Source organism: Mesobacillus sp. (assembly GCF_057785455.1).
Genome location: NZ_JBYNSB010000020.1, coordinates 87675 through 110267, shown reverse-complemented (window position 1 = coordinate 110267; position 22593 = coordinate 87675). Strand labels below are relative to the sequence as shown.

At 36.7% G+C, this 22593-nt stretch carries 23 protein-coding genes; 5 read left to right on the top strand and 18 right to left on the bottom strand.

What is annotated here, in order from left to right; genetic code table 11:
* Nucleotides 1-138 precede the first annotated feature (138 nt).
* Together madL and madM are read left to right on the top strand one after the other, a co-directional pair.
* Nucleotides 139-552 carry a malonate transporter subunit MadL gene (madL, locus tag AC3EBE_RS07255; protein ID WP_488594348.1) on the top strand — a complete coding sequence of 138 codons (414 nt, stop codon included), beginning with the start codon at nt 139-141 and terminating at the stop codon, nt 550-552.
* A complete protein-coding gene (gene madM, locus AC3EBE_RS07250) occupies nt 533-1297 on the top strand; it encodes a malonate transporter subunit MadM (RefSeq protein ID WP_488594347.1) in 765 nt (254 codons plus the stop codon). Before madL ends, madM begins: the two co-directional genes overlap by 20 nt.
* Nucleotides 1298-1839: 542 nt before the next feature.
* Here madM and AC3EBE_RS07245 read toward each other — a convergent pair.
* The 6 genes from AC3EBE_RS07245 to AC3EBE_RS07220 form a co-directional block, all read right to left on the bottom strand.
* The gene (locus AC3EBE_RS07245) at nt 1840-2052 is read right to left on the bottom strand and encodes a hypothetical protein (RefSeq protein WP_488594346.1); all 213 of its coding nucleotides are present in this window, start codon (nt 2050-2052) and stop codon (nt 1840-1842) included.
* Between the two features lie 24 nt (nt 2053-2076).
* Entirely contained in the window at nt 2077-2409 is a 333-nt protein-coding gene (locus AC3EBE_RS07240) for a nucleoside triphosphate pyrophosphohydrolase (RefSeq protein WP_488594345.1), read from the bottom strand.
* Entirely contained in the window at nt 2379-2918 is a 540-nt protein-coding gene (locus tag AC3EBE_RS07235) for a hypothetical protein (protein ID WP_488594344.1), read from the bottom strand. The genes AC3EBE_RS07240 and AC3EBE_RS07235 overlap by 31 nt, the downstream gene beginning before the upstream one ends.
* 736 nt (nt 2919-3654) lie before the next feature.
* Nucleotides 3655-4053 carry an ASCH domain-containing protein gene (locus AC3EBE_RS07230; RefSeq protein ID WP_488594343.1) on the bottom strand — a complete coding sequence of 133 codons (399 nt, stop codon included), beginning with the start codon at nt 4051-4053 and terminating at the stop codon, nt 3655-3657.
* Nucleotides 4031-5074 (bottom strand): N-acetyltransferase, encoded by a 1044-nt coding sequence (locus AC3EBE_RS07225; protein ID WP_488594342.1) that lies wholly within the window; start codon nt 5072-5074, stop codon nt 4031-4033. The genes AC3EBE_RS07230 and AC3EBE_RS07225 overlap by 23 nt, the downstream gene beginning before the upstream one ends.
* 37 nt (nt 5075-5111) lie before the next feature.
* Nucleotides 5112-5624: an ATP-binding protein gene (locus tag AC3EBE_RS07220; protein ID WP_488594341.1), complete on the bottom strand. Its 513-nt coding sequence runs from the start codon at nt 5622-5624 to the stop codon at nt 5112-5114.
* Between the two features lie 266 nt (nt 5625-5890).
* Between AC3EBE_RS07220 and AC3EBE_RS07215 the strand changes: the two genes are divergently transcribed.
* A complete protein-coding gene (locus tag AC3EBE_RS07215; RefSeq protein WP_488594340.1) occupies nt 5891-6301 on the top strand; it encodes a (deoxy)nucleoside triphosphate pyrophosphohydrolase in 411 nt (136 codons plus the stop codon).
* Nucleotides 6302-6309: 8 nt separating this feature from the next.
* On the opposite strand, the gene AC3EBE_RS07210 is transcribed toward AC3EBE_RS07215, so the two are convergent.
* From AC3EBE_RS07210 to AC3EBE_RS07200, 3 genes are all read right to left on the bottom strand, one after another.
* Nucleotides 6310-9123, bottom strand: coding sequence for a DEAD/DEAH box helicase (locus AC3EBE_RS07210; RefSeq protein WP_488594339.1), 2814 nt, complete (start codon nt 9121-9123; stop codon nt 6310-6312).
* A 112-nt stretch (nt 9124-9235) separates the two neighbouring features.
* The gene (locus AC3EBE_RS07205; RefSeq protein ID WP_488594338.1) at nt 9236-11668 is read right to left on the bottom strand and encodes a DEAD/DEAH box helicase family protein; all 2433 of its coding nucleotides are present in this window, start codon (nt 11666-11668) and stop codon (nt 9236-9238) included.
* Entirely contained in the window at nt 11661-11987 is a 327-nt protein-coding gene (locus AC3EBE_RS07200; protein ID WP_488594337.1) for a nucleoside triphosphate pyrophosphohydrolase, read from the bottom strand. Before AC3EBE_RS07200 ends, AC3EBE_RS07205 begins: the two co-directional genes overlap by 8 nt.
* A 398-nt stretch (nt 11988-12385) precedes the next feature.
* Here AC3EBE_RS07200 and AC3EBE_RS07195 point away from each other — a divergent pair, with 398 nt between their 5' ends.
* Nucleotides 12386-14527, top strand: coding sequence for an ATP-binding protein (locus AC3EBE_RS07195; RefSeq protein WP_488594336.1), 2142 nt, complete (start codon nt 12386-12388; stop codon nt 14525-14527).
* Nucleotides 14528-14731: 204 nt separating this feature from the next.
* On the opposite strand, the gene AC3EBE_RS07190 is transcribed toward AC3EBE_RS07195, so the two are convergent.
* The 5 genes from AC3EBE_RS07190 to AC3EBE_RS07170 all read right to left on the bottom strand — a co-directional run bounded on the left by AC3EBE_RS07190 (nt 14732) and on the right by AC3EBE_RS07170 (nt 17543).
* On the bottom strand, nt 14732-14977 hold the full coding sequence (locus tag AC3EBE_RS07190) for a dCTP deaminase domain-containing protein (RefSeq protein WP_488594498.1): 246 nt from the start codon (nt 14975-14977) through the stop codon (nt 14732-14734).
* A 425-nt stretch (nt 14978-15402) separates the two neighbouring features.
* Nucleotides 15403-15648 carry a hypothetical protein gene (locus tag AC3EBE_RS07185; RefSeq protein WP_488594335.1) on the bottom strand — a complete coding sequence of 82 codons (246 nt, stop codon included), beginning with the start codon at nt 15646-15648 and terminating at the stop codon, nt 15403-15405.
* 24 nt (nt 15649-15672) lie between these two features.
* Nucleotides 15673-15975, bottom strand: coding sequence for a helix-turn-helix domain-containing protein (locus tag AC3EBE_RS07180; protein WP_488594334.1), 303 nt, complete (start codon nt 15973-15975; stop codon nt 15673-15675).
* Nucleotides 15976-16204: 229 nt separating this feature from the next.
* Nucleotides 16205-17137 carry a DNA/RNA non-specific endonuclease gene (locus AC3EBE_RS07175; protein ID WP_488594333.1) on the bottom strand — a complete coding sequence of 311 codons (933 nt, stop codon included), beginning with the start codon at nt 17135-17137 and terminating at the stop codon, nt 16205-16207.
* Nucleotides 17138-17441: 304 nt separating this feature from the next.
* On the bottom strand, nt 17442-17543 hold the full coding sequence (locus AC3EBE_RS07170) for an excalibur calcium-binding domain-containing protein (protein ID WP_488594332.1): 102 nt from the start codon (nt 17541-17543) through the stop codon (nt 17442-17444).
* 266 nt (nt 17544-17809) lie between these two features.
* Between AC3EBE_RS07170 and cspC the strand changes: the two genes are divergently transcribed.
* Nucleotides 17810-18010: a cold shock protein CspC gene (cspC, locus tag AC3EBE_RS07165; RefSeq protein ID WP_044394619.1), complete on the top strand. Its 201-nt coding sequence runs from the start codon at nt 17810-17812 to the stop codon at nt 18008-18010.
* 422 nt (nt 18011-18432) lie between these two features.
* Here cspC and AC3EBE_RS07160 read toward each other — a convergent pair whose 3' ends face one another.
* The 4 genes from AC3EBE_RS07160 to AC3EBE_RS07145 form a co-directional block, all read right to left on the bottom strand.
* Nucleotides 18433-19524: an ABC transporter permease gene (locus AC3EBE_RS07160; RefSeq protein ID WP_488594331.1), complete on the bottom strand. Its 1092-nt coding sequence runs from the start codon at nt 19522-19524 to the stop codon at nt 18433-18435.
* Nucleotides 19521-20447 (bottom strand): ABC transporter ATP-binding protein, encoded by a 927-nt coding sequence (locus AC3EBE_RS07155; protein ID WP_488594330.1) that lies wholly within the window; start codon nt 20445-20447, stop codon nt 19521-19523. Before AC3EBE_RS07155 ends, AC3EBE_RS07160 begins: the two co-directional genes overlap by 4 nt.
* 36 nt (nt 20448-20483) lie before the next feature.
* Nucleotides 20484-20741: a hypothetical protein gene (locus AC3EBE_RS07150; protein WP_488594329.1), complete on the bottom strand. Its 258-nt coding sequence runs from the start codon at nt 20739-20741 to the stop codon at nt 20484-20486.
* Between the two features lie 253 nt (nt 20742-20994).
* Nucleotides 20995-22569 carry a hypothetical protein gene (locus AC3EBE_RS07145; protein WP_488594328.1) on the bottom strand — a complete coding sequence of 525 codons (1575 nt, stop codon included), beginning with the start codon at nt 22567-22569 and terminating at the stop codon, nt 20995-20997.
* Nucleotides 22570-22593: the final 24 nt, after the last annotated feature.

Below are 22593 nucleotides of genomic sequence, written 5' to 3'. Positions count from 1 at the left end.
TCTAAGAATACAGTCGACTGTAGATTCCAGTTTTTGCAAACGCTTTCTTATTTTTTAATACCCCATCTTGGTTCAGACCCCATGATTCTCCTGTCTGTTTCTTTTGTCTTTGGTAAAAAATTGAAAAGGGGATATGTTATGGTCATTTTTGGAGTCGCTTTGCTTGCCATCTGCTTTTTAACAGGAGTGTTTTTCGGAGATCTTCTAGGCTTGGTACTGGGGATAGACTCCAATGTCGGCGGCGTTGGTTTTGCCATGTTAATGCTGATTCTGCTGGTTGAGTACCTAAAGAAGAAAGAGAAATTAAACAAGCAAACCCAGGATGGCTTGTCTTTTTGGAGTGGCATGTACATTCCGATTGTCATTGCCATGTCCGCGCAGCAAAATGTAGTTGGCGCTCTCGATGGCGGAATGCTTGCCATTATAGCAGGTGTTGCAGTTGTTTTGATTAGCTGGGCGGTTGTTCCCCTCTTAAGCAAAGGCGGTTCTGTAAATGAGACTGTTGAAGGCAGCATTATAGGGGGTGAACAGAGTGTTGGAAATAGCAGGTAGCCTATTTGAGAAAAATGGACTAATTCTGGCATTTGCCATTGTCGGTTTAACGATGTTTATCTCTTATTTTATCTCTGATAAATTGACGAAAGGACGAATCCATGGATCGGCGATAGCGATTGCCCTGGGCCTTGTTCTTGCATATATAGGCGGGGTTGTGTCTGGAGGAGAAAAAGGGCTGGCAGACCTTAGCATGTTCACGGGAATCGGTCTAATGGGCGGCGGGATGCTCCGCGACTTCGCCATCGTGGCAACAGCCTTTGGAGCAAACTTTAGCGAAATCAAAAAGGCGGGCTTCAACGGAGTATTATCCCTGTTTATTGGAGTTGTGCTCTCCTTCGTTGTAGGTGTGATAGTAGCACTTGCGTTTGGGTATAGAGATGCCGTAAGCTTAACAACAATCGGTGCCGGGACAGCAACTTACATAGTTGGCCCTGTAACAGGAACGGCAATAGGTGCAAGCTCTGAAGTAATCACCCTTAGTATCGCAGCCGGACTGGTAAAATCTATATTGACAATGATCGGTACCCCTTTTATCGCCAAATATATTGGCCTGAACAACCCTCGTACCGCAATGGTTTATGGCGGAATCATGGGAACAACAAGCGGAGTCGCCGGTGGTCTGGCCGCTACGGACCCAAAACTGGTTCCATATGGTGCAGTTACCGCCACTTTTTATACAGGTTTGGGCTGCCTAATGGCACCATCCGTATTATATTTAATCACTAAAGCATTTTTCGCCTGATCTCATAGTTTTTTAAAAAAAGACACCTCTTCTAGTATGAAATACTGGAAGCCAGGTGTCTTTTAAAATTCTCTTCGCTGAAAAAAGATTTAGATATATCCTCTATTCCTCATGATTTTGATTTCAATTTTTAAAACAAATACTTGCCCGACACCCCATTCGTAACCATAAAAAAATTTGATCATTCCAATTAAGAAAATAAATAGGTCATTTTGTTCTCTTCAATCATTCAAAATAAATTGGATCCAGTTTAAACAAAGTAAAACCCAAACTTTAGTTCAAACTATCCACCCAATTATTGAACTTTGCTCTATTCCTCTCATACCAATCATTACAGACAAGATATTTGTCATGATGTATAGTAACCGGCTTAGCCCAATAACGGAAATATCCATTCACTGTTCTTTGTTCTATTAAGGGACGATCATATGTTACCTTTTTTAGCATCGGATAATTAATGTCGAATAAATTCTTACAGTGTCTTGCATACTGTAAAACTCGTACTTTTTCTGCACTTAGAAGGTTATTGATTATTATTCGAGCTAATTTTTTCTTACCAATTCACCTACCTTCTCTGAGCTATCAATATTTATTGTGTTAGACAGTGTAATAGAGTTCTTCGTTGGTTTTTCTTCCGCATTCTCGTGGTCTCTAATCCACTTCTTCATATACTTGACCTTTTGTTCGTATGTTAGTCCATCTACTGAAACTTCCAGTAATCTATTAAAACTCATTTTAAAGGTCTTTTTATCCATCTTTTTTCTCCCTAATCTTTTTATCTACTCCTCAACATCAATCAAATAAATCCTTTCCTTAAGCCCGCCTCTTTCCTCAGCTTTTCGTTTACGAATTTCTTCTATATAGTTAAATGAATAGCCATGTTGTTCTGCTAGTGCCTGCATTACCTCTAAAAGATCGGCCAATTCTTCAGCTGCTTCTTGATTGCTAGTACTCTTAGCATATTCGTTCAGTTCTTCAAACGCTTTATTTTTCAACTCTTTTATGTATTCCTGGGGTGTTAATTTTCTTGTGTTAAATGATTTTCCTGACTGATGAATGATTTCAGGAATTCTGTCTCGGACTAGCTTGTTATACAACTTTGACTTACCCATGCTTTGGCCATTAACCCATTTCCTGAAAAAATCCCATCCCGGACAGAGCCGTCTTCATTTAAAAGCCCCAGATAGGTACCATCCCCTTTTCCTACCTGCCAAATAGCTTGTGCAGTATTAGGCTTATCTGTTATGCAGTTACTCATCACGTATTCAAATAACGCTTGCTTCCCAGGCTTAACGTTCTCTGCAACATAGGCAACCAGATAAATATCAATACAGCTCGCACCCAAATCATTAGGATTCTGATTTAAAATATGCTGACGAATAAGATTTACTCTGCTATCCTTTGTTGGCGCATTCATTACTTCTCTTTTGATAAGATTAATCCGGTAAGCGGTATAGCTTCTTTTCTCCCATTGTTTTAATTGACTTACATCACCATCAACTAAAATCAATTTATCAATCAAATTCTTTAAGTTGGACACAGTTGAAATGACATTAAGATGAATACTCCTGCCCCTTAAATTTCTCGGCAAATCAAATTTCTCCTGAGTAAAAGAAGTCATGTCGTTTCCCCTCAATTCAGAATATATTGTTGTTAAATTATACCATTTCAGCTCTCCAAGTGATATATTCATAGAAAAAGGGAGTTGTTCTTTATGACTATAAAAATGTTTGCGAAAATATTAAAATATCCGTATGTAATCGTCTATGATACCGCTACCGGAAACAAACTTCATAAGACCAGCTGCTCCTACATCACGAAAAAACTTTGATTTGAAAGTGATCATCAATCAGGAGAAGAACGGATACTATCAGGCTCTACAACACCTTGAAGAGCTAAACGATCCATCAGTTAACCCATGCAAAGTATGCAAGTCGGATTGCGATTAATTTAATTGCCGGGTTAACCTGGCCAGAAAATAACCTCGCTAATTGTCCTAATACTGACGGTAATACTGTCCGCAATAATTGAAACAGTTCACATTAAGGGATGCATCTTATCCGTGTTTAGATTATTCTTTTTGAAAAATTACTCGTCTATAATTGGACAGGCAAGACCGTCAGCTAACAGCATTGGCGGTTTGGTACAAACTTTGGCTTCGAGTGGTTAAAAAACGGGCACGCGAGGAAGACCTGTCGGCTTTCAGTGCTACAGGCTGTATAAAGCTGGTATAAAATAGTCACAATATATTAGAAGGAACCATTAACACCCATAAATTCAAAAAAAACACACACTTTTATAAGAGGGAAAAAGTGTGTGTTTTCAATAATTCTGATTCTCTTTTAACTATAACGATTTTAACTCTCAATCACTAAATGTGATGCGGATTCTATATACCTGTAAGATTGGGGAGCTACAAAGTTAGTATCTAGTTCTTTTGGATTAATAGGTACTTTGTATTTAATAAATTTTTTTATCTTTATTGCAAATCCATCTTCTCTCCCCGAGAAATAGTCTAAGAAACTATCTTTAGAAATTCCTGAATACAAACATGTTTTATTCCACAATTCTGTTGGAGAATCATTTATTATCTTATCAATTGTAAATTCTCCGATAATTCTCCCTTCAGGCATAGTTGAGTATATGATTACCGATTCAACATCCCTTTTGAAAATCCGTTTCCTATATTCAAATTTCTTGTTGCCATTCACTATTTCTTGTACATATTCTGGTTTAATCGATAATAATACTTTCACTTACTCCACCTTCTTCTAGAATCGCAAAAAATTGATCATCCGTTAACTTTACAAAGGACCATCGAATACTCCGATCTAAACCAATGTCATTAGCTAACTTTTGTCTAATTAACCTTTTACTCAATGCTGCATTATAAGTCATTTTTATTGCATAGGTAGTTGCATCTTTCTTATAGTATGATTGTATTTCATTACGATCAAAAACGCTATAAGTTGTTGCATATGTATAAAAATCATTGAAATCCCTAAACTCGTATTGACTTTTAACCTCTTCTATCACACAAATTGAAGTTGCCACGGCAGTATACTCAGCAGGCATCCCCTTAGTTCCAGTTCGATAGATAACCAGAATATCCCCCGGTTTTGCAGCATTTACCCTCATATTCGTTACATAAGTTTTATGAATACTGTTGGTTACTGTTACGTCCTCTAGAATGTCCACCTTTTCATTGTTTAAGATTGAATCGGGAAACATTATTGAATGATATTCTGGATAAATTGATAATAAATATTTTCGTGTATTTTTACTTTTAATGAGAGGATAATCTAGTAGAATATTATCCTTTAGTTCTATCATACTTTTTACAAGAACTAATTCATCACCCTTTTTATGACCCTGATTAACAAAACCATATTTCTCAAACAATTGTATAAGTGCCTCATGTTTCTGAAATATTGTCACATAACATAAATCAGCATTACCAATTATAGCATAGTCGAGTGCTTTTTTAATAAAACGTTCTCCCAATCTTGTGCCATGTGGTACTATTTTTAATGTCCCTATTTTAAGGGCCTTTTTTGTTAATAGAGTGGGGTGTACATCATTGATGGGTCCATACTCATATTTTAGATAAAGGAAACCTTCTAATTTACCTTTATTCACTTGAATATATGCTTCCTCTTCTTCTTTTCTTTTGAACCATTCTTTAAATCCTTGATAATCATTTATCAATGAATTGAAAAAAGAATTATTTATATCAATTTCTTTAAACTTTTTCTTTTCCATATATTTATTTTCCATACTTAATTCCCCCTCTTTATACCAAGATTTTTTTGGCTTACATGTACTTTTTTAAATTCAATTTTTCGATATTATCCTTAGGGTTAATTATTTCTAAAGGCACACTTAATATATTTGTAATGTCTTTTGCGTATTTAATTTCTTCATTCTGAAACATTTCTATTAGTTCATTATCATATTGTTCTCCATCGCGTTGATATAGCCTTTCAACTATAGAATAAACACTGTCAATTAGAAGAATTACTAAGGAGGGATTAATCTTAGAAAATGTACTTTCCGGGATCCTCACTATTTGTCCTTCAAGATTTAACAAACAAAAATGCCCATCTAAAATGTACAAGTTTTCCTTCAGTGAAATAGCTGCAAGGGCCTCAAGTAAAAATATTTGATTTTCATTTGAACTTTTAATATATTTATTTGAATTATATAATTCTTTCTTTTTGTTATATATTAATTGACTAGAAGAATAGTGAGGTATATTCATTTGATTTGATAATGAATTACAGAAAAAAGATTTCCCGACTCCGTGTATACCGGCAACAAAAATCATGTTCCACCTCATTTATGAAATATTATTTTTCTCACGGTTTTGTTAGATACCATATTTTGCAAACTTATATTTACTTACATATTATAACAATATTCAATAAAATAAAACAAAATTCTCTGATAACTGATTGTGAATGGACAACTACCATGTGGGATATATAAAATAAAGGTAGACAGTTCTAATACCAAAGTATTCTTTTTATTACTTTGTAGTGAATGTTAGTATTTATATCATAAAACTTTAAACAACTTTCTCGGAGGCCAATAATGAAAAAAAAAATAAAAGTCGTTGCTGCAATTATCGAAAACGAACAAAATGAAATTCTATGCGCACTTAGGTCACCTGACATGGCAATCCCTAATATGTGGGAGTTTCCTGGTGGTAAAGTGGAAATAGGTGAGGATATCTACACTGCCCTTCAAAGAGAAATTGAAGAGGAATTGGAGTGTAAGATTGAAACCAATTTTGAAGTGTTTAACGATCATACGCACGAATATGAGACATTTATCATTAATTTAACTTCAATCAAAGGCAAGGTTGTTTCGGGAACACCAACGGCAAGCGAGCATTCAAAGCTTATTTGGCTAAAGCGAGAGAATCTTAATTCCCTAAAATGGGCCCCAGCTGATCTCCCTGCGGTAGACCAGTTAATACACGAAAAAATAGTCTTCTCATAATGAGAAGACTATACTTTTTTAGTGAATTCTGTATATAAGTTGGCCGGTATTTCGCACTCTAATTCTATTTGAACTGTTATCGGCTTATTCCCTTCAAAATCTACGGAATTTCCTTTTCCAATATAAATATACGGCTCTGTTTTTCCATCAAGCTCTCGATATTTTCTGATGAACAAATGAAGGTTAACACCACGTTTTTTGTTAAAAATAATATCTTGTCCCCTATTAGATTCCTGGGTGGTATTATTAACAGACTGCCACTGGAACAAATGTTGGTTAATAAACTTATCCTTGTAATTAATGCTCTCTTTAACATCCGCCTCTTTGTGTAAGTCCACGAACAAGAAAAATTCTTTCCCATTGACAAGTAATCCTGATCCCCTGAATGAGCTATGAATTTTCCTGTAATTAGAGAGTAAGGCTGCATCAACCATTTGATATTGTTCGTATAATTTGAAGTGTGGCACTCCGTAATATTCATTTCGAAATTCTTTCTCGTATCGAAATATCCCGTATGAAATCACATCTTCTATATAATCATGGTACTCTTCTTTTTGCAGCAAAGTTGAAAACAACTTGGTTCTAAATAGTTGACCATTTTTATATTGAACTAACTTCGGTTTGGATTTTAGCTGGCCAGAATCATAGTAATCCTGATTCAGCGTTTCAAAAGCATGAAGTACTGTATCATCATCTACATTTTTAACTACTTTTAGAATTTGCTCCTTTGCGGTTTGTAGACTAATTAATTCATGAGTTATTAAATAATTTAAAATTACAAAATCATGAATTCTTTTTATCGGAAGCTTACTTGATAACTCCTTAAGGGTAGCATCAAAATCGTCATTAAGAAGTAACTTCTTCAATTGATCATGCTTTTCAACCTTTGCTATAAACTGAAGATATGTTTTCTCTTTATTGATAAACTTTACCGGATCTGGTGCACCATCATATTTAAGATAATCGACAAGAAGGAATGGAATTCTACCTGAGTTTAGTTTTTTAAATTCCTGGTACTCTTCCTTTAAATATTTCATGGAGTTAAAATTCTCTCGATCAATCTGTTCTAGAATTCTTTCTTGAGAGATCTTGTCCATTTGAATATGAGTCGCACCAGGAATATTGGCAAAGCCAGTAGCGATTGCTACCTTCAAACTTTCTTTGTCATAATATCTGCTTCCATTCAATGCTAATGCAATCAGGAAGGTTTTACTATGGTTTCCAATAAAATCGAGCACCGTTAAAAAGCTTTTGTTAGGATATTTCCTAAGCCCTCTTCCTAATTGCTGGATGAAGACAATTGGGGAGTTTGTGGGTCTTAGCATTAACACTGTATTGACGGACGGAATGTCTACCCCTTCATTAAAGATATCTACACTAAAAATAAACTCAAGGTCATCGTTGGGATCTTCTAATTTATTGATGAACAACTGCCTTTTTTCCGAAGAATCTCCGCCATGTAAAATAACACTCTTGTAGCCTCTTTTATTAAATTCAGATGCCATATACTGAGCGTGTTCAATGCTTGCACAGAAACCGAGGGCTTTTCTCTTATCCCCATCGTGGCCGTAAAATTCCATTTTATCAATAATGAAATCGACCCTTTCATTGACCTTTAATCTCTTCGTAATCTCCGCAATGTCATCAATATCAACATCGCTCAAGTCAACACTTTTGATGTCAGTAATACCAAAATAATGGAATGGGATAACCAACTCATCATCAAGCGCTTCATGCAATCTCACTTCTAAAGCAACATTATTGTCAAAGATGTCAAAGATATTATGGCTGTCACTTCTTTCAGGTGTTGCCGTCATTCCTAAAGTGAATTTAGGCTTAAAATAATCAAGAATTGTTTGATAGGTTGGACTAGCTGCGTGATGAGCTTCGTCAATGATCATGTAATCAAATTCATCTTTTGTAAATTCTTGATAACATTTAGAGATCGTCTGAATTGTTGTAAAAACATAGTCTGCGTTTTTTTGTTTATGGTTCCCTGTTAATAGCCCAAATGAGTAGCCTTCATTAGGTAGAAGCAACTCAAAAGTCTCTTTGGCCTTTTTCAAAATTTCTTCTCGATGCACAACAAATAAAAGTTTACGAGGATTGAAACTTTTCACATCAAATGCAGACATATATGTTTTTCCTGTTCCGGTTGCTGCAATGACCAGTGCTTTATTTTCCCCATAACTTCGTAATCGCTCTAGGTTCTCTGTTGCTCGCTTCTGCATCCGGTTTGGTACTATATATTTTCTATCTTCATATATTACATTTTGGGAAGGATTTGATTTCTTAAACCTATCTAGAAACTCTTCGTAACGTTTAATAAAATCATGATCAGCTTCGACACTCATATCCCATAGATTATTGTATTCTTTTATGACATCCTTAATAAAATGGGCTTCCTCTTTAGATATTAATTTGACATTCCACTCAATATTGCTTTTCAGAGCGCTCTGAGTAATATTGGAGGACCCGATAATAACCTTAAAATGATCTTTATATTCAAAAATGTACGCTTTTGTATGGAAACCAATTTCTTTATCCGTTACAAAAACCTTTAATTCAACATTAGAGAAGTCTTTTAACCGTTCCAATGCCTTAGCATCAGTGAAATTTAAATACGTAGAGGTAATAATCTTTCCTTTAATCCCTTTTGTTTCAGCTTCTTTTATCGGATCAAGCAACAACTGCAATCCACTAAAATTGATAAACGCTACACTAAAGTAAAACCGTTCACATTCCTGTATGGACTCTACTAACTCAGTTAATAGATTACCAGCTTCGGAATTTACGATTAATTCCTTTTCTACTACTTCCATGCTATCACCTTTATCTTTTCTTATTTAACCATATGTAAAATTGTACTATAAATGGATAATTCCAAGAAGTAGTTTTTGATATGGACTTGGTCAATATAAAACAGCACCCTAATTAATGAGTGCTGTTCTTAGCTCTTCTTTCAAAATGAACATGTAAACGGTATTCAGTAATTTCTCTTGTCCAGTGATAAAGAATTTCTTTGTCTTCTTCTAAAACATCAAAGTTTATCCTGAATTCTCCATCTGAAAAACTGGTTAATCCATCTGCTCCACGATCCCACATTGTCATTGGCATTGTTTCAATGAGCTTGCTGACTGCTTTTTCGTTATATCCCCAAAATTTTTTCGATGACTTATCAGAGAAGTCTATTCTTTTCCTGTATTCTGTTTCAGTTAAGTAATGATGGAAAAATGGAGCCACTTCTTTTGAAGTGATGGGTTTAAACCATTCTGAATTTCCTCGTTGTAGCATTGCCAGCAAGAGAACCATTTTGTAGCTTTTAGACATGCCGGTTTTTTCAACTTCAACTAACCAATTCTCATAACGCTCAAAGACAATCTTTTCTTGTTTGCTTAACTCATTTGCCCAAGCTAAGAAGCCTACATAGGAGTTAAACTCTTGCTTATAATGATAGGAATCAGAATGTCCTTTTAAATGCAGTTCAAGGTATGTAGGCCTTCTGCCCAAATTATGTTTAAGATCAAAGTAGTCTTTTAGTAGTTTTTCTTTACGCGGAGATCTCTTCTTAGCCATTTCTTTAAGGACATTGACCACCTGTAAATCCAGGTTTAACTCACAGTTTGAAGGAATTCTTGGTTCAATCTTTTTAGACTTGCCCTCAGCCCTTGCAGTATCAAATAAGCTTAACTTAACATCCGCATTACGATAATTTCCAATCAAGTCAATAATCACACAGTGGTCCTTACCAGGAGCTAATCGTAGACCTCGCCCGATTTGTTGAGTGAATACAGTCAATGATTCTGTCGGCCTCACAAATAAAAGTGTATCTACAGGAGGAATGTCCACACCTTCATTGAACAAATTGACCGTAAAAATGATGTCCAGTTCTCTTGTTTCAAGCATTTTTATAGCAGCAGCACGATCTACTTCTTTTTGTTGTGAATGAAGGCTGACTGTTTTATACCCTTGGTTGTAAAAAAAGCTGGAAAGAAAGTTTGCCTGCCTAATTGAAGAACAAAAACCAATTGTCCTTGTCTGTTTTTTATCTTTCCATGCTTCAAGTATTTTTGATGCCATTTCTTCTCTTAACTGAGCGTGAAGTAGTTCTTCTTCATCATAACGTGTTCCTAGCCATGTAATTTGACTGTAATCCGTTTCATCGTAGACTCCAAAGTATTTAAAAGGAGCAAGCCATTTACGATTAATAGCATCAAGGAAATCCAGTCGGTATGCTACATTACCATCACAAATTGCATAAACATCCTTATTGTCATTACGATCAGGAGTAGCTGTAATTCCAAGTAAAAATTCTGGTTTAAAGTAGTCCAATACCCTCTGATAAGATTCAGCTGCTGCATGGTGAAATTCATCAACTATAATCAGGTCAAAATCATCTGGACTAAATCTCTCAATATGCGCCTTCATACTCAAGGTATAAATGGAAGCAAAAATAGCATCTGCTTCGCTATCCTTGTACTTTCCGTTATATATCCCATACTTTTTGTTAGGCATTATATTTTCGAAAGATTTCCTCGCCTGGTAAAGAATCTCTTCCCTATGTGCTATAAATAAGACCTTCTGATAATCCTTTGCAAAGAACCCAGCGAGATAAGTTTTCCCCAAGCCTGTCGCCATTACCACAAGTGCCTTTTGGTATTCTTCTTCCCTGGTCTTATCAAGCTCTTCAAGTGCTTCAATCTGAGCAAACCGTGGCCTTATATCTCCATACTTTTCACTTAAAGGTGGATCGTGGATGATACCTGGCTGAATATTCCACCCTTTTTTTGTAGGTAACATCAAATCTAGTTCTTCCGTTTCTGACCAAACCTTTGCTAAATTTGGATTATCTTTATGATAATGCTCATAAGCTTCCTTATAATCCTTCAATGTTTCATCATTTAACTTAACAGTTTGGTCAGCATAGAATACCTTTAGAAACTCATCTAGAGCATCGTTGAAGACTGTCTTCTCATTGCTTACTGACAGGTTCCATTCTATTCCATTATTAAGAGCAGATTTTGATAGATTCGAAGACCCTATAAATAAGCAATCCTCAGAATCAGACTTAAACAAATAAGCCTTAGGATGAAAAGAAACACCATTACTCTTCCAAAGACGAATCTCAATATTGTCATCAATAGCTAACAATTCAGCAAGACCTTCAGGCTGAGTGATATGAAGATAATCCCCCGTACAAATCTTAATATCCGCACCCGCTTTAGCAGCATTTGCCAAAACGTCCTTTAAAAAAGCAACACCAGATTTCATTACAAAAGAAGTCAGAATACATATCGTCGACGCCTTTTCAATTTGACGCAACAAATGACTACCAAGGTCATTTGTAATTAACTCAATCTTACTCATCTTCAACCTCTATCAAAAAAATCTTCTCTTTAAAACCACCGCGCTTCTCCGCCTTCTGTTTTCGAACTTCTTCAACTTCATCAATAGAAGAACCATGATATTCAGAAAGTGTATAAATAATCTCTAACAAATCTGCAAGTTCTTCAATAGCATCTTTCATGTTATCAGTATTCACGTATTCATCTAGTTCCTCGTAGGCTTTTTTCTTAAGTTGTTCTATGTATTCATTTTCGTTTAATATTCTTGTGGAAAATTTCTTCCCTGTATTTTCAATTACCTCTGGAATACGATCTCGTACTAATTTATTGTATGTAGGCATAGTTTTCCTCCTTAACTTTATAATATAAATATAACAAGAACCAAGTGATATTCACATCAATGTTTTTTCCATTCTAGTTTGATAGTGTGCAACTTCAGATATTAAAATCTCAGCATATTGTAAGATCTAGTCAAACACGATTTTGAAGACCGTTAGGGACACCAGTACCCCATTCAGCCACGGTAGATCAACTTTACGTCTTAACTAGGTTTTATAGTAAACTCCTACCAGGTTTAACTCTTAAATCACCCGGTTTTATTATCGCTAAAATACTATTTTTCATAAGGGTTTTATATTGAAATTAAGAATTTCGGGAAAATTCCTCCCCTATTTAATAAGCTTATCGTTTGTTATGGTAAAATAAAGCTACCTTTATTAAAACCTCGGAGTGTGCTTTTATGACAGTAAAAAATTTGTATGAACCAAAAATTAATTCTGTAAAAGAGATGTTTGAGATCTCAAGCAACTTTGGTAAATCTCTTGAAGTACTTAGGGAAGCCATTTCAAACTCATATGATGAAGACGCTACTGACCTTTATATTTCAGCTTACCTCAATGAAGAAAATAAACTAATTTTGCGTTTTGTTGATAATGGAGTAGGAATGAACAGGGAAACATTATTAACAAATTTTTGGGGATTAGGATATAGCGATAAAAATGAGTTTTCCTCTGAACATATTGGCTATAAAAGCCATGGTACGTTAATTTATTTAAGGTCCGAAAAAATTATAGTAGATACCTACCATAGTAGTGGTTCCTATAGGTCAATTGCAGTTAACCCACTTAAGGAACTGTCCCAAGGAAGGTTATTTAAGTTCTCCGTTGATGAAATACCAAATCCTACTGGGAAAATTGGAACTGAAATCACCCTAATTGGATTTAATCAAAATGTTGCAGAAGATTTTACTCATGAAAGTATGCGTGACCATATTTATTGGTTTACTAAACTAGGAACCTTTGAAAATGAATTAAGTTACCTTGGCTACAATACAAAGGATTTTACTGTACATCTAAGAGGAATCGATTATGACTATTCAATACAATTTTCTCTATTGGATGATCAATATGAAATTTGTCCTATTGGACATAAGTTTCCGGAACCAACTGATAATATTATGCAGTTAGTGGAAGAGAAAAGAGAACACTTCTTTAAACATGCTGTACAAAAATGGGTTGGAACCAAAAAAATAACTTTTATAGATAGTGAATACATTAAAAAAGAAATTGAGTACCAATATGTTATTTATTTTGAAGGAGACTCAGCCAAAAAAATTTATAATATGGCATTAAAACCTAAAGGGAAGAAAGGACAGAATAGCTTATATAGAGTAGGCGACAGATATGGAGTATATTTGGCTAAGGATTTTATTCCTTTACAAAGAATAAATGATTGGCTTCCACGGATTGGGGATGGAAGTGCAGCGTTTAGCCAAGTTCTTCATGGGTTTATAAATTGTCAGGATATTCAACTGACTTCTGACCGTAGTAACATGGCTTCCACTAATCCTAAGCTTGCAAATGAACTTAAAAAATCACTCGTCAGTTTAATGAAAGAGATTGATGATGAATTAAAAGAAAACAACGGAATTTACTATATTAAAGATAATTTAACTCGGATATTAAAAGAAATAGATAATAAGAAACGAAAACCAAATGGTAACAGTAACACTGGCGGTAACGGTAACCCTGGTGGCAACAGTAAAACTGGCGGCAACAGTAACACTGGCGGCAACAGTAACACTGGCGGCAACAGTAACACTGGCGGCAACAGTAACACTGGCGGCAACAGTAACACCGGCGGCAACAGTAACCCTGGTGGCAACAGTAACACTAGCGGCAACAGTAACACTGGCGGCAACAGTAACACTGGCGGCAACAGTAACACTGGCGGTAACAGTGACCCTGGCGGCAATAGTAACACTGGCGGCAACTATAATCCAAATGGTAATAATACTCCCCCTAATAATGACGAGAGAACTCGTTACGAAGAAAGGATAAATAAAATAAATAATAAACGTTTTTTTGAAGTATCAGGTAAAAGTATTGTTAATTTGGAAACTCAAAGTATATCAAATGACTACGTGCGAAGAATTTATGAACCTTTTAACGAGGCTGAGACTTATGGAGTATTCATGCAATTATATAACCTTTTCCCTAATCTGTTTCCATTCACTGTACTTGATTATTCATCCCACCAAGGAATTGATTTGTTAGTTGAGTATAATAATAAGGGTTACAACCCATCAGTGGATAAAAGACCATTTTATTTAGAACTGAAACACACTTTTTATGGTAAAAACTTTAACCATTCATTTCAAATTTTAGCGTTTATAGTTTGTTGGGACATAGATACTAAAATCTTTAACAATTCAATAGTGTCAAATAATCAAGGTGAAAAAGCACTATTTAGAATCGATAATTTGCTTGATACTTACAAATATTACCTTGAACAGCCTGATCACCCGATCAAAATTCAAGTCATACCTTTAAAAAGAATAATTGAAGAAGAACTTGGACTCAAATTACAAAGAAAGAATTGATGCAAAAACCAACCATTTTTTTGGTTGGTTTTTATTTTTTACTGTAGTAATGTAAACAATCGGGTTATTCCGACTACCAAAGAAACAACCAATGCTGCAGCCCCAATATCCTAAATTTTTTTGTTATCCCTTCATTTGTTCGTCCTTCAATCCGTTTAGGGCTATCTTGACGTGCCCTAGCACCTGGTAAAATTTCATGTATTACTAGACTTCAAAGCTTTTCGCCTTTTTTAATTCAACTGTTTGTTGTCCTAGGTTAAAAACAGTTATATTCAAATTACCATAGTATCCGGGGTCTATCTTAGATGTTGTATTCGATAATCCATTTTGTAATAAACCTAGCTTCGTTAAAATTTGGCCAAACCGGTTCTTTGGAAAGTGAAGATATTCTTCTGTTTGAATAACAACAGCAGATCGAGGAAGAAGCTTATGACTCCACCTATTTTCAATTCAGTTTTATGAATATCATGATGATCTCTATACTCACTGCCCACTGTTAGGTCCTACGAACTATTTTCATCCTCTGATTTATTTATTTGGTCAATGTCCTTCTTAAAAATATTAATAACATTGCCATCGATCTCCCCACTTTTTTGCCAATCTTATTGAAATCTTACTATGCTTTTTTCTAGTCCTTCTAATACAAAAGGTACTACAGACATATGTAAATAACCTCTTCTATTTTCAGAGAGACACAGGGACGGTTCTTATGTATTATTCGAGAGTCTAAAAAGAGTGTAATTATTAAAATCTCGCTACAAAAAACCTTATCCACCAAGGGATAAGGTTAAATTTATTAGAGTAATATTTTCACAATAACTTCACAGAATATAAGGTTTGTATCCAACAAATAATAACTTTGTTTTTAATGTTGGTTAATGATTTATTTCCTCACTATATGCTTCCAAATATAAACCTTTTAAAGCCTTCCTAGCGGCTCTTCTCGCACTCCGCCTATCCATCCCAATCGCTATAAAATCCTCAAACGGCGGCTCTTCCTGGCAAATCGTCACAACTACTTTATAATGATCTTGGTACTTAATTATTTCCATCTCAATCTCATCCCTATACTCATTGATGAATTGGGAAACTCTTCGTTCAATAAAATCTAATGTCCGCATAGTTACCTCCAGTGGAATAGAGATCTACCGCTTCTTATTTTTTTGCATAGCCCTAATTTCATCTGCTTCTTTTGTAGCGCTGATAAGGTAATTTTGGTTTTCTTCTACTTCATTAATTTCCTGACTCAGTTCCTGGTATGTTATGCCGAATGCTGCGGCTAGTTTGTACAATGTTTCAAGCGTTGGACTGGATACATCTCTTTCTAAATTGCTTATGTATTTTCGATCGAGCTTGCTTAATTCTGCTAAATCTTCTTGGCTTAGGAAAGGTTTTTTGCGTAACATTTTAAGTTTGTGGCCGAATCTAATGGTCTGTTTCTCTTCCAATGCAGTGACTCCTTTTTACAACCATTAGATACCTAAGGGAAAGGACTGACCACGCACTATAATGACCATTTGTTTGCCTTTCCCAACATTTATGCGAAACGACAAAAAAACGACAACCTATAGTTGTCGCTGAATCAAATTATATTATGCTAAATGTATGCTTAGTTGTTCACCTTGATCTACTTTCCCAAACAATCTAAATTGACGAATTAGATTCCGTTCTAGAGGCTTACTCACCAACCATACCGTCGTTATCACGATCGTCCATATATGGGTATAACCCATGATCACTCGTGATCGGCATGCTGAAACCTGCGGCTTTTGCTTCTTTAATCGTCACCTGTCCATTTCCGTTTGTATCAACACTTGAGATATCGCCGGTTGTGTTTGAACTAGTGGAATCGGAAGGCTCACTGCCTGTTGAACCGGTTGATTTATTTACTACCTCGGGGTTCACATTGTCAAATTCATCAACGATTTCGTTCCCCATTAAAGTATAAGTATACTTATAGCTTGAAGGAATCTGCGTTTGATTGTTCGGATATGTGATGATTGCTTCAAAATGAGTGGCTCCGCCTGCTTTACGGATCACGTCTTCCATATATGCTTGATCACCATGTCGGTTGAGTGCACTATCTTGTGGGGTAATATTATATGCATTCGATACCCCTCCGAGAGAATCAGCAATTACATGCCCTTCATCTAACACGTCACTTACGACACCGGGAACCTTTGCTTCATCAGAGTAATATCTGCCAGAAGATAATACAGGTTCGTTACGGTCATCTTGAAGAATGATTTCGTCAGCAATGACACGTACTAGTTGCCCGTATTCATTTGTAAATGCCCAATATTCCCGGCCTCCAAATCCAATGTCGACGACGACGTTTGGTTCACGATATCCAGACAAATCACCACCATCAACTTCAATAAGTTTGTATCCTGGGAACAATTCATCATTTGATTGAGTTGGTTTTTCCTCTACTATTGGTTCATCTACAACCGTACTTTCTTCTTTTTTACTATTTTCATTTGAATTAACTGAGGTTACTTCTTGTGGCCCTGTTTCTCTATCTGTAATGGTTGCTTCTTCTACGTTGGTACAACCAACCATAAAGATGATCGTTAAAAGTAAAATTAAATAGTTCATTTTCTTTTTCATATTATGACTCTCCTACAATAGTTTCATAACCTAGCTTAACATTGTTAACCAATTGATAATAGTACATTCCAAGATTAACCTTAATTCAGAATATACATTTTCGATGTGTGTAGTATTAAATTTCAATAAAGGTTTGTACAGTTTCAAATTGCACCTCGAACTTTTTAGCACTTACGGCTCAATCTACCCTCAATTAGCCATTCTGGTTAAGAATTGATATGAGAAAAAATAATCCCATCTCAATATCTGAGAAGGGATTATTCATAATTCAATACCTTAGAAAGGTCTAGTAATTGATAATACACTATCTTTCACATGCAAAATTATCATTATCTCTATCCTTTTTAGGTCGATAGGCTGAATGAACTGAAGGAACTCTATTCGGATATTTCTTCCTCAGGTACAATCGGCAAAGATCTCTGATCCTCCACTTGAAGCTGCAGATGCTTTGGCTTCTGCTTATGTCTTCGTCTTGTCATGGCCAGCGTTAATAGTGTGCTATTCAAGTTGAGGCGGAAATGATTTGCTATATCCTCCGTTTCTTGTTATGATGAATAAGAATTATTTTTGTTCGGTGTAAAGGATAGTATAAGTATCAACTTTTCGTCTTGATGATCACTTTGGGCAAGGATAGTAATACGTTGTGCGATAACGCACTAGGAGGCAACAAAAATGGAACAAGGTACAGTTAAATGGTTTAATGCAGAAAAAGGCTTCGGATTCATCGAGCGCGAAGGTGGAGACGACGTATTCGTACACTTCTCTGCTATCCAAAGTGAAGGTTTCAAATCTTTAGACGAAGGTCAAAAAGTTACATTCGACGTTGAGCAAGGTGCTCGTGGAGCTCAAGCTGCTAACGTTCAAAAAGCATAATCTAAAATCATCTTTACGAACAGGCTCTATATATAGAGCCTGTTTTTTATATTCCTTTTAAAAAAATTCTCAATAAAAAACCCTGCTCAAAATTTGAGCAGGGAGATGGAACTGGTAATGTAAAAAGGTTTAAAGATAAAAAGGTTTGTTTCCAGTATAACATACTGGATTGACAAAAGGCGGATTTTATCAAATTATTTTTCACTTCAGGAAGAGACACAGAGACTCTTCCTGTATTTCATTCGCGAATGTAGTCCTTTCAATTATTGAAATTTCAAAACTCACATAGAAAAGCTGCAGTTTCTTAACTGCCGCATAACTTTAAATATTATTTTTCCAAGAAAGCAAATGATGATTTTAAAAGTTCAGTGAGACAAGCAGATGCCTGGTTGTTTATTGAGATCGGACCCCTTCTTCCTCCTCTACTCCCACTTAAACACATAACTTGCCATAATGAATCCGCCAATTAACCAACCGCCGAGGACAAGTGTTTCTGTTCCTAACTGGAGGAATGGTGTACCAAGGTTCATTGTTTCCCTTAAAGCAGAGCTCAAATGGGCGATTGGCAGAATTTTCACGATTGGCTGGATGATATCTGGCATATTGTTAATTGGGAAGAACACTCCTCCAAGGAAAAGCATCGGGAAGGTGATGAAGCCAGCAATCGGTCCTGCGCTTTCCGGGTTTTTCGCGATTCCGGCTATGATGAAACCAAGTGCCATGAAGGCAAGTGTGCCAAGGATAATGAAGAAGATCAAGGCAAGCCAGGAACCTGCGACATGAATGCTAAAAATAAAATGAGCGATAAGGACGACGAGCAGTGCCTGGGTTCCGTTCAGCAGCAGGCGGGCGGTGATTTGTGCAGCGATGAAGGTTGAGGCTTTCAGTCTCGTTCCTTGCATTCTTCGCAATATTCCCCGTTCACGCCAGGCAGAAATTTGGCCGGCGACTCCGTTCATGTTATTGCTCATGATCATCATTGCGACGATTCCTGGAACAAGGAAGTCCACATAACGGATGGTCAGTGCTTGAATTCCCACTTTCTCAATCGTTACGATAGGCTTGTAGTCTGCAAGTTCCTTGCTGTATTGATCAATGATTCCGTTCACAACAGTGAGGCCGAGCTCAGAGGTTGTGAGATTCTTTTCATTGTAATAAACAGGAAGTTTCGAGGACTCTTTCTGCTCTTCCAGTTTTGCTTCGTATCCTTTTGGAATCTCCATGAACAGCTGTATGTCTCCATTTTTCAGGGCTTCTTTCCCGCCTTTGATACTTTTGAACTTTTTCGCCTCAAGCCCCTCATTTTTGTAAAATCGTTCTGTTAAGTTTTTTGAAGCAGCTGTTTGATCGAGGTCTGTCAGCCCTACTGATAGGGATAGATTGCTGTCATTTCCGGCAAAAGTTCCAAGGGCCAGCATCAGAATGATTGGAAAAAGTAAGGTGAAAAACAAAACCTGTTTATTTCGTGCAAAAATACGTAATTGCGCAAGCGTTAGTTGCCAATAAGCCCTCATGATTCCCTGATGCTCCTTCCAGTCATATGGATGAATACATCCTCTAATGTCGCTGATCGAGTCTGTAAATCCTCAATTTTGAACTGATGTTCTGCTGATGCATGGATCAAGGAGGTCAAGGTGACTTGAACATCATCCGTATACAACTGGACAAAGTTATCTTTTATTGACACTTCCTCAACTCCCTCCATTTTCAAAAACCAGTCTCGCTCTGGAGGATTACTCAAATGGAATTCCACTGAACTTGTAGACTGCAGTTTTTTCACGAGATTCATTGGTGTATCAAGTGCAATCAGTTCACCTTGATCCATGATGCCAATGCGGTCACAGAGCACATGGGCTTCATCCATATAATGCGTCGATAGGATTATGGTTTTACCTCGGTCTTTCAATCGGAGCACAATGTCCCAAAGAGTCCTTCTTGCCTGCGGATCAAGCCCGGTCGTTGGTTCATCGAGAAACACAATGTCTGGGTCGTGGATCAGTGCAAGTGCAATGGCAAGACGCTGCTTTTGTCCGCCGGATAGTCCTTTAATCCTGTCATTTCGCTTCTCTGTCAACAGCATATCTTCAATCAGTCCATTGATATCTACGTGAGTCGGATAAAAACTTTCGTACAAATGCAGGATTTCTTCTACTTTTAACAATTCGAACAAAGAGGTGGACTGAAGCTGTACCCCAATCACCTCTTTGACTTTGTTCACTTCTTTTATCACATCGTAGCCTGATAGTGTTGCGGTGCCCTCGTCTGGCTTTCTGAGGCCGACCAACATTTCAATGGTGGTCGTTTTGCCAGCACCATTCGGGCCAAGCAGGCCGAAAATTTCTCCTCTATTCACCTGAAAGGATACTCCTTTGACAGCAGTGAAAGAACCATATCGTTTTTTAACTCCTTTTACATCAACAATGATGTCATTGTGCATAGCAATCCTCCAAAGGTATTTATTAAAAATTCAGCATTATCCCGCGATTACTTTAAACGCAAATAAGATCATTCCAGTAATCAGCGCGACTGCTAGGAAGGTAAATAAAAATAAAAAAGGTGAACCAGTATATCCGAAGGCTACTTGTGTTTGAAGTGTGTCGACCTGATCCCACGCACCCGTAACATTTGGTTGATAGTTTTTCGTTTTTATATAGCCTGCTAACATAACAACAGCAAAATAAATGAAATGGATAGATACAGAAGCGCTTATGGCTTGAAGAAACAGCTTCATTTTCCTAACAGCTCCCCTTTGATAACTAATTCTTAATACATATTCTATTATGAAGCTGTCAATTCCTTTCTATCATATCGCAAACCTCTTACCCTCTCGATTTGGGTTAGTAATGGAATTTGAGTAGAGATGGTACATTGCCGGTCCGACCTTGTTATAAATACCGGAGTAGAAGGTCAGTTTTCACAAAAATAAAGAAGTCGGCCGCATATTTGGCAGCCGACTCAAAAGAAAAACGCTAGTATATAGATATTCACAGTACTTTCTCATTACTCCCTATTTTGACAGAGATTTGCTGTGATTGATCTTCCCTTTCCTTTTTCCCCTTTAATGTGTCATTACCTTTCTTAGTGAACAGGATAGCCCGATCCCAGATAACGTCCATGTGGGCTGGGCCAATAAGAGCTTCTTTGTCGACATAAAGCCTATATCCGATGAAAGCGTCCTTATTATTATCTATTCCGTATGATTTTCCATCGGTATTTCCTGTACTGTAAGGTACTGTAATGCTATCTCCATTTTCTTTCCTTGAAAACTTACATACATAATAGAATTTACCGTTCTGATAGCCTTCCGGAAAATATTCAGCAGCAGAGTTTTGGAATTGTGCTGAGATTTGGGCGACCGCTACACCATTAAACAGTTCCACCCCATAGAAACTTGCATTGTTGATGATGGCTTTTCCGGTTTGTTCGTGGTTGACTCCATACAGAATGACAAAATCATCATCTGATGTTAATTGAAAGTTTTCTGACCTCAAATAGGCAGCGTCTCTGTTATCACCGATCGTGTCGTAATCCATTACAGTCGCTACATATCCATCGATAATCCAAAGGTCTGTTTCCAAATCGACAATGCTGTAGTCTGCCCTGCCATACTTCTGTATAATTTCATTTCGCAAATGTATCATCTCATTCCTGGCATTTGGAAGAACTTCAAATTCAGTTGTGTTTGTTTCTCTGCGTTTAAGAGTTGGGATAGGCCATGGTTGAAGTTTAGTGACAGGATTTTTCGGTGTAATACGGAATACCTTTACATAGTCTGAAAGATTTGTTAAATATTCCTTTCCAACCGTTGGAACGGCAAAAAGAATGACTCTCATCACGAAGTTGAAGTGGTCTTTTCCTTTTTCAAGTCCCATGTTGGCCATTCCCAAAGGGATATTATCATTATTCATGAGGCTCGAGCTAAAGCCGGCTGCTCTCAGTGCATCACGCATTTGGCCGTTGATCCCCATGTCTGCCGTGGTGATAATGATGGTTGAACTGCTGTAAGGATTGCCGTATGTTCCCTCTGGAGTGTTTTCGGTCCAGATATTCACATTGTTCACTTGATCACCCAGGCTATTAAAGAGTCTATGGTACTTCCCCGTTTCCTCATTGCCTACCGTAATATAGTCACTATAATCTTTTTCTGGTTGATTTTGAGCGAACCCAATATAACTCCTGAATCCAAAATAATAGGCAGGCGGAGGCGTTTTCCCTATCATGACGATCGCTTCATCAGGCCGAAGTTTAAAATACGTTCCGGGCCCTAAATAGTTTATATTTGGCGGATAATTATGAGGGTTAGCAGGGTCATACACTTTTGAAGGTCTCTGGCCTTTGGATGGTTCCTGGTTTGGAGAGGGCGGCAGCATATAGCTAGCGTATGGGGCACCTGCGTGATTTCCAAAACAATCTTCAATGATCCCTAAACTGCATAGCTTCAGTATATCTAAATATTGAAGACTTCCTTCCTGAACAATGTAACCCATTTTCTCCAATGCAGAGGTAAAATCAGCAATCATACCAGAATGATCATGAACATTCCCATTGCTGTTATCCATTCATTGTATCCCCTCTCAGTTGAT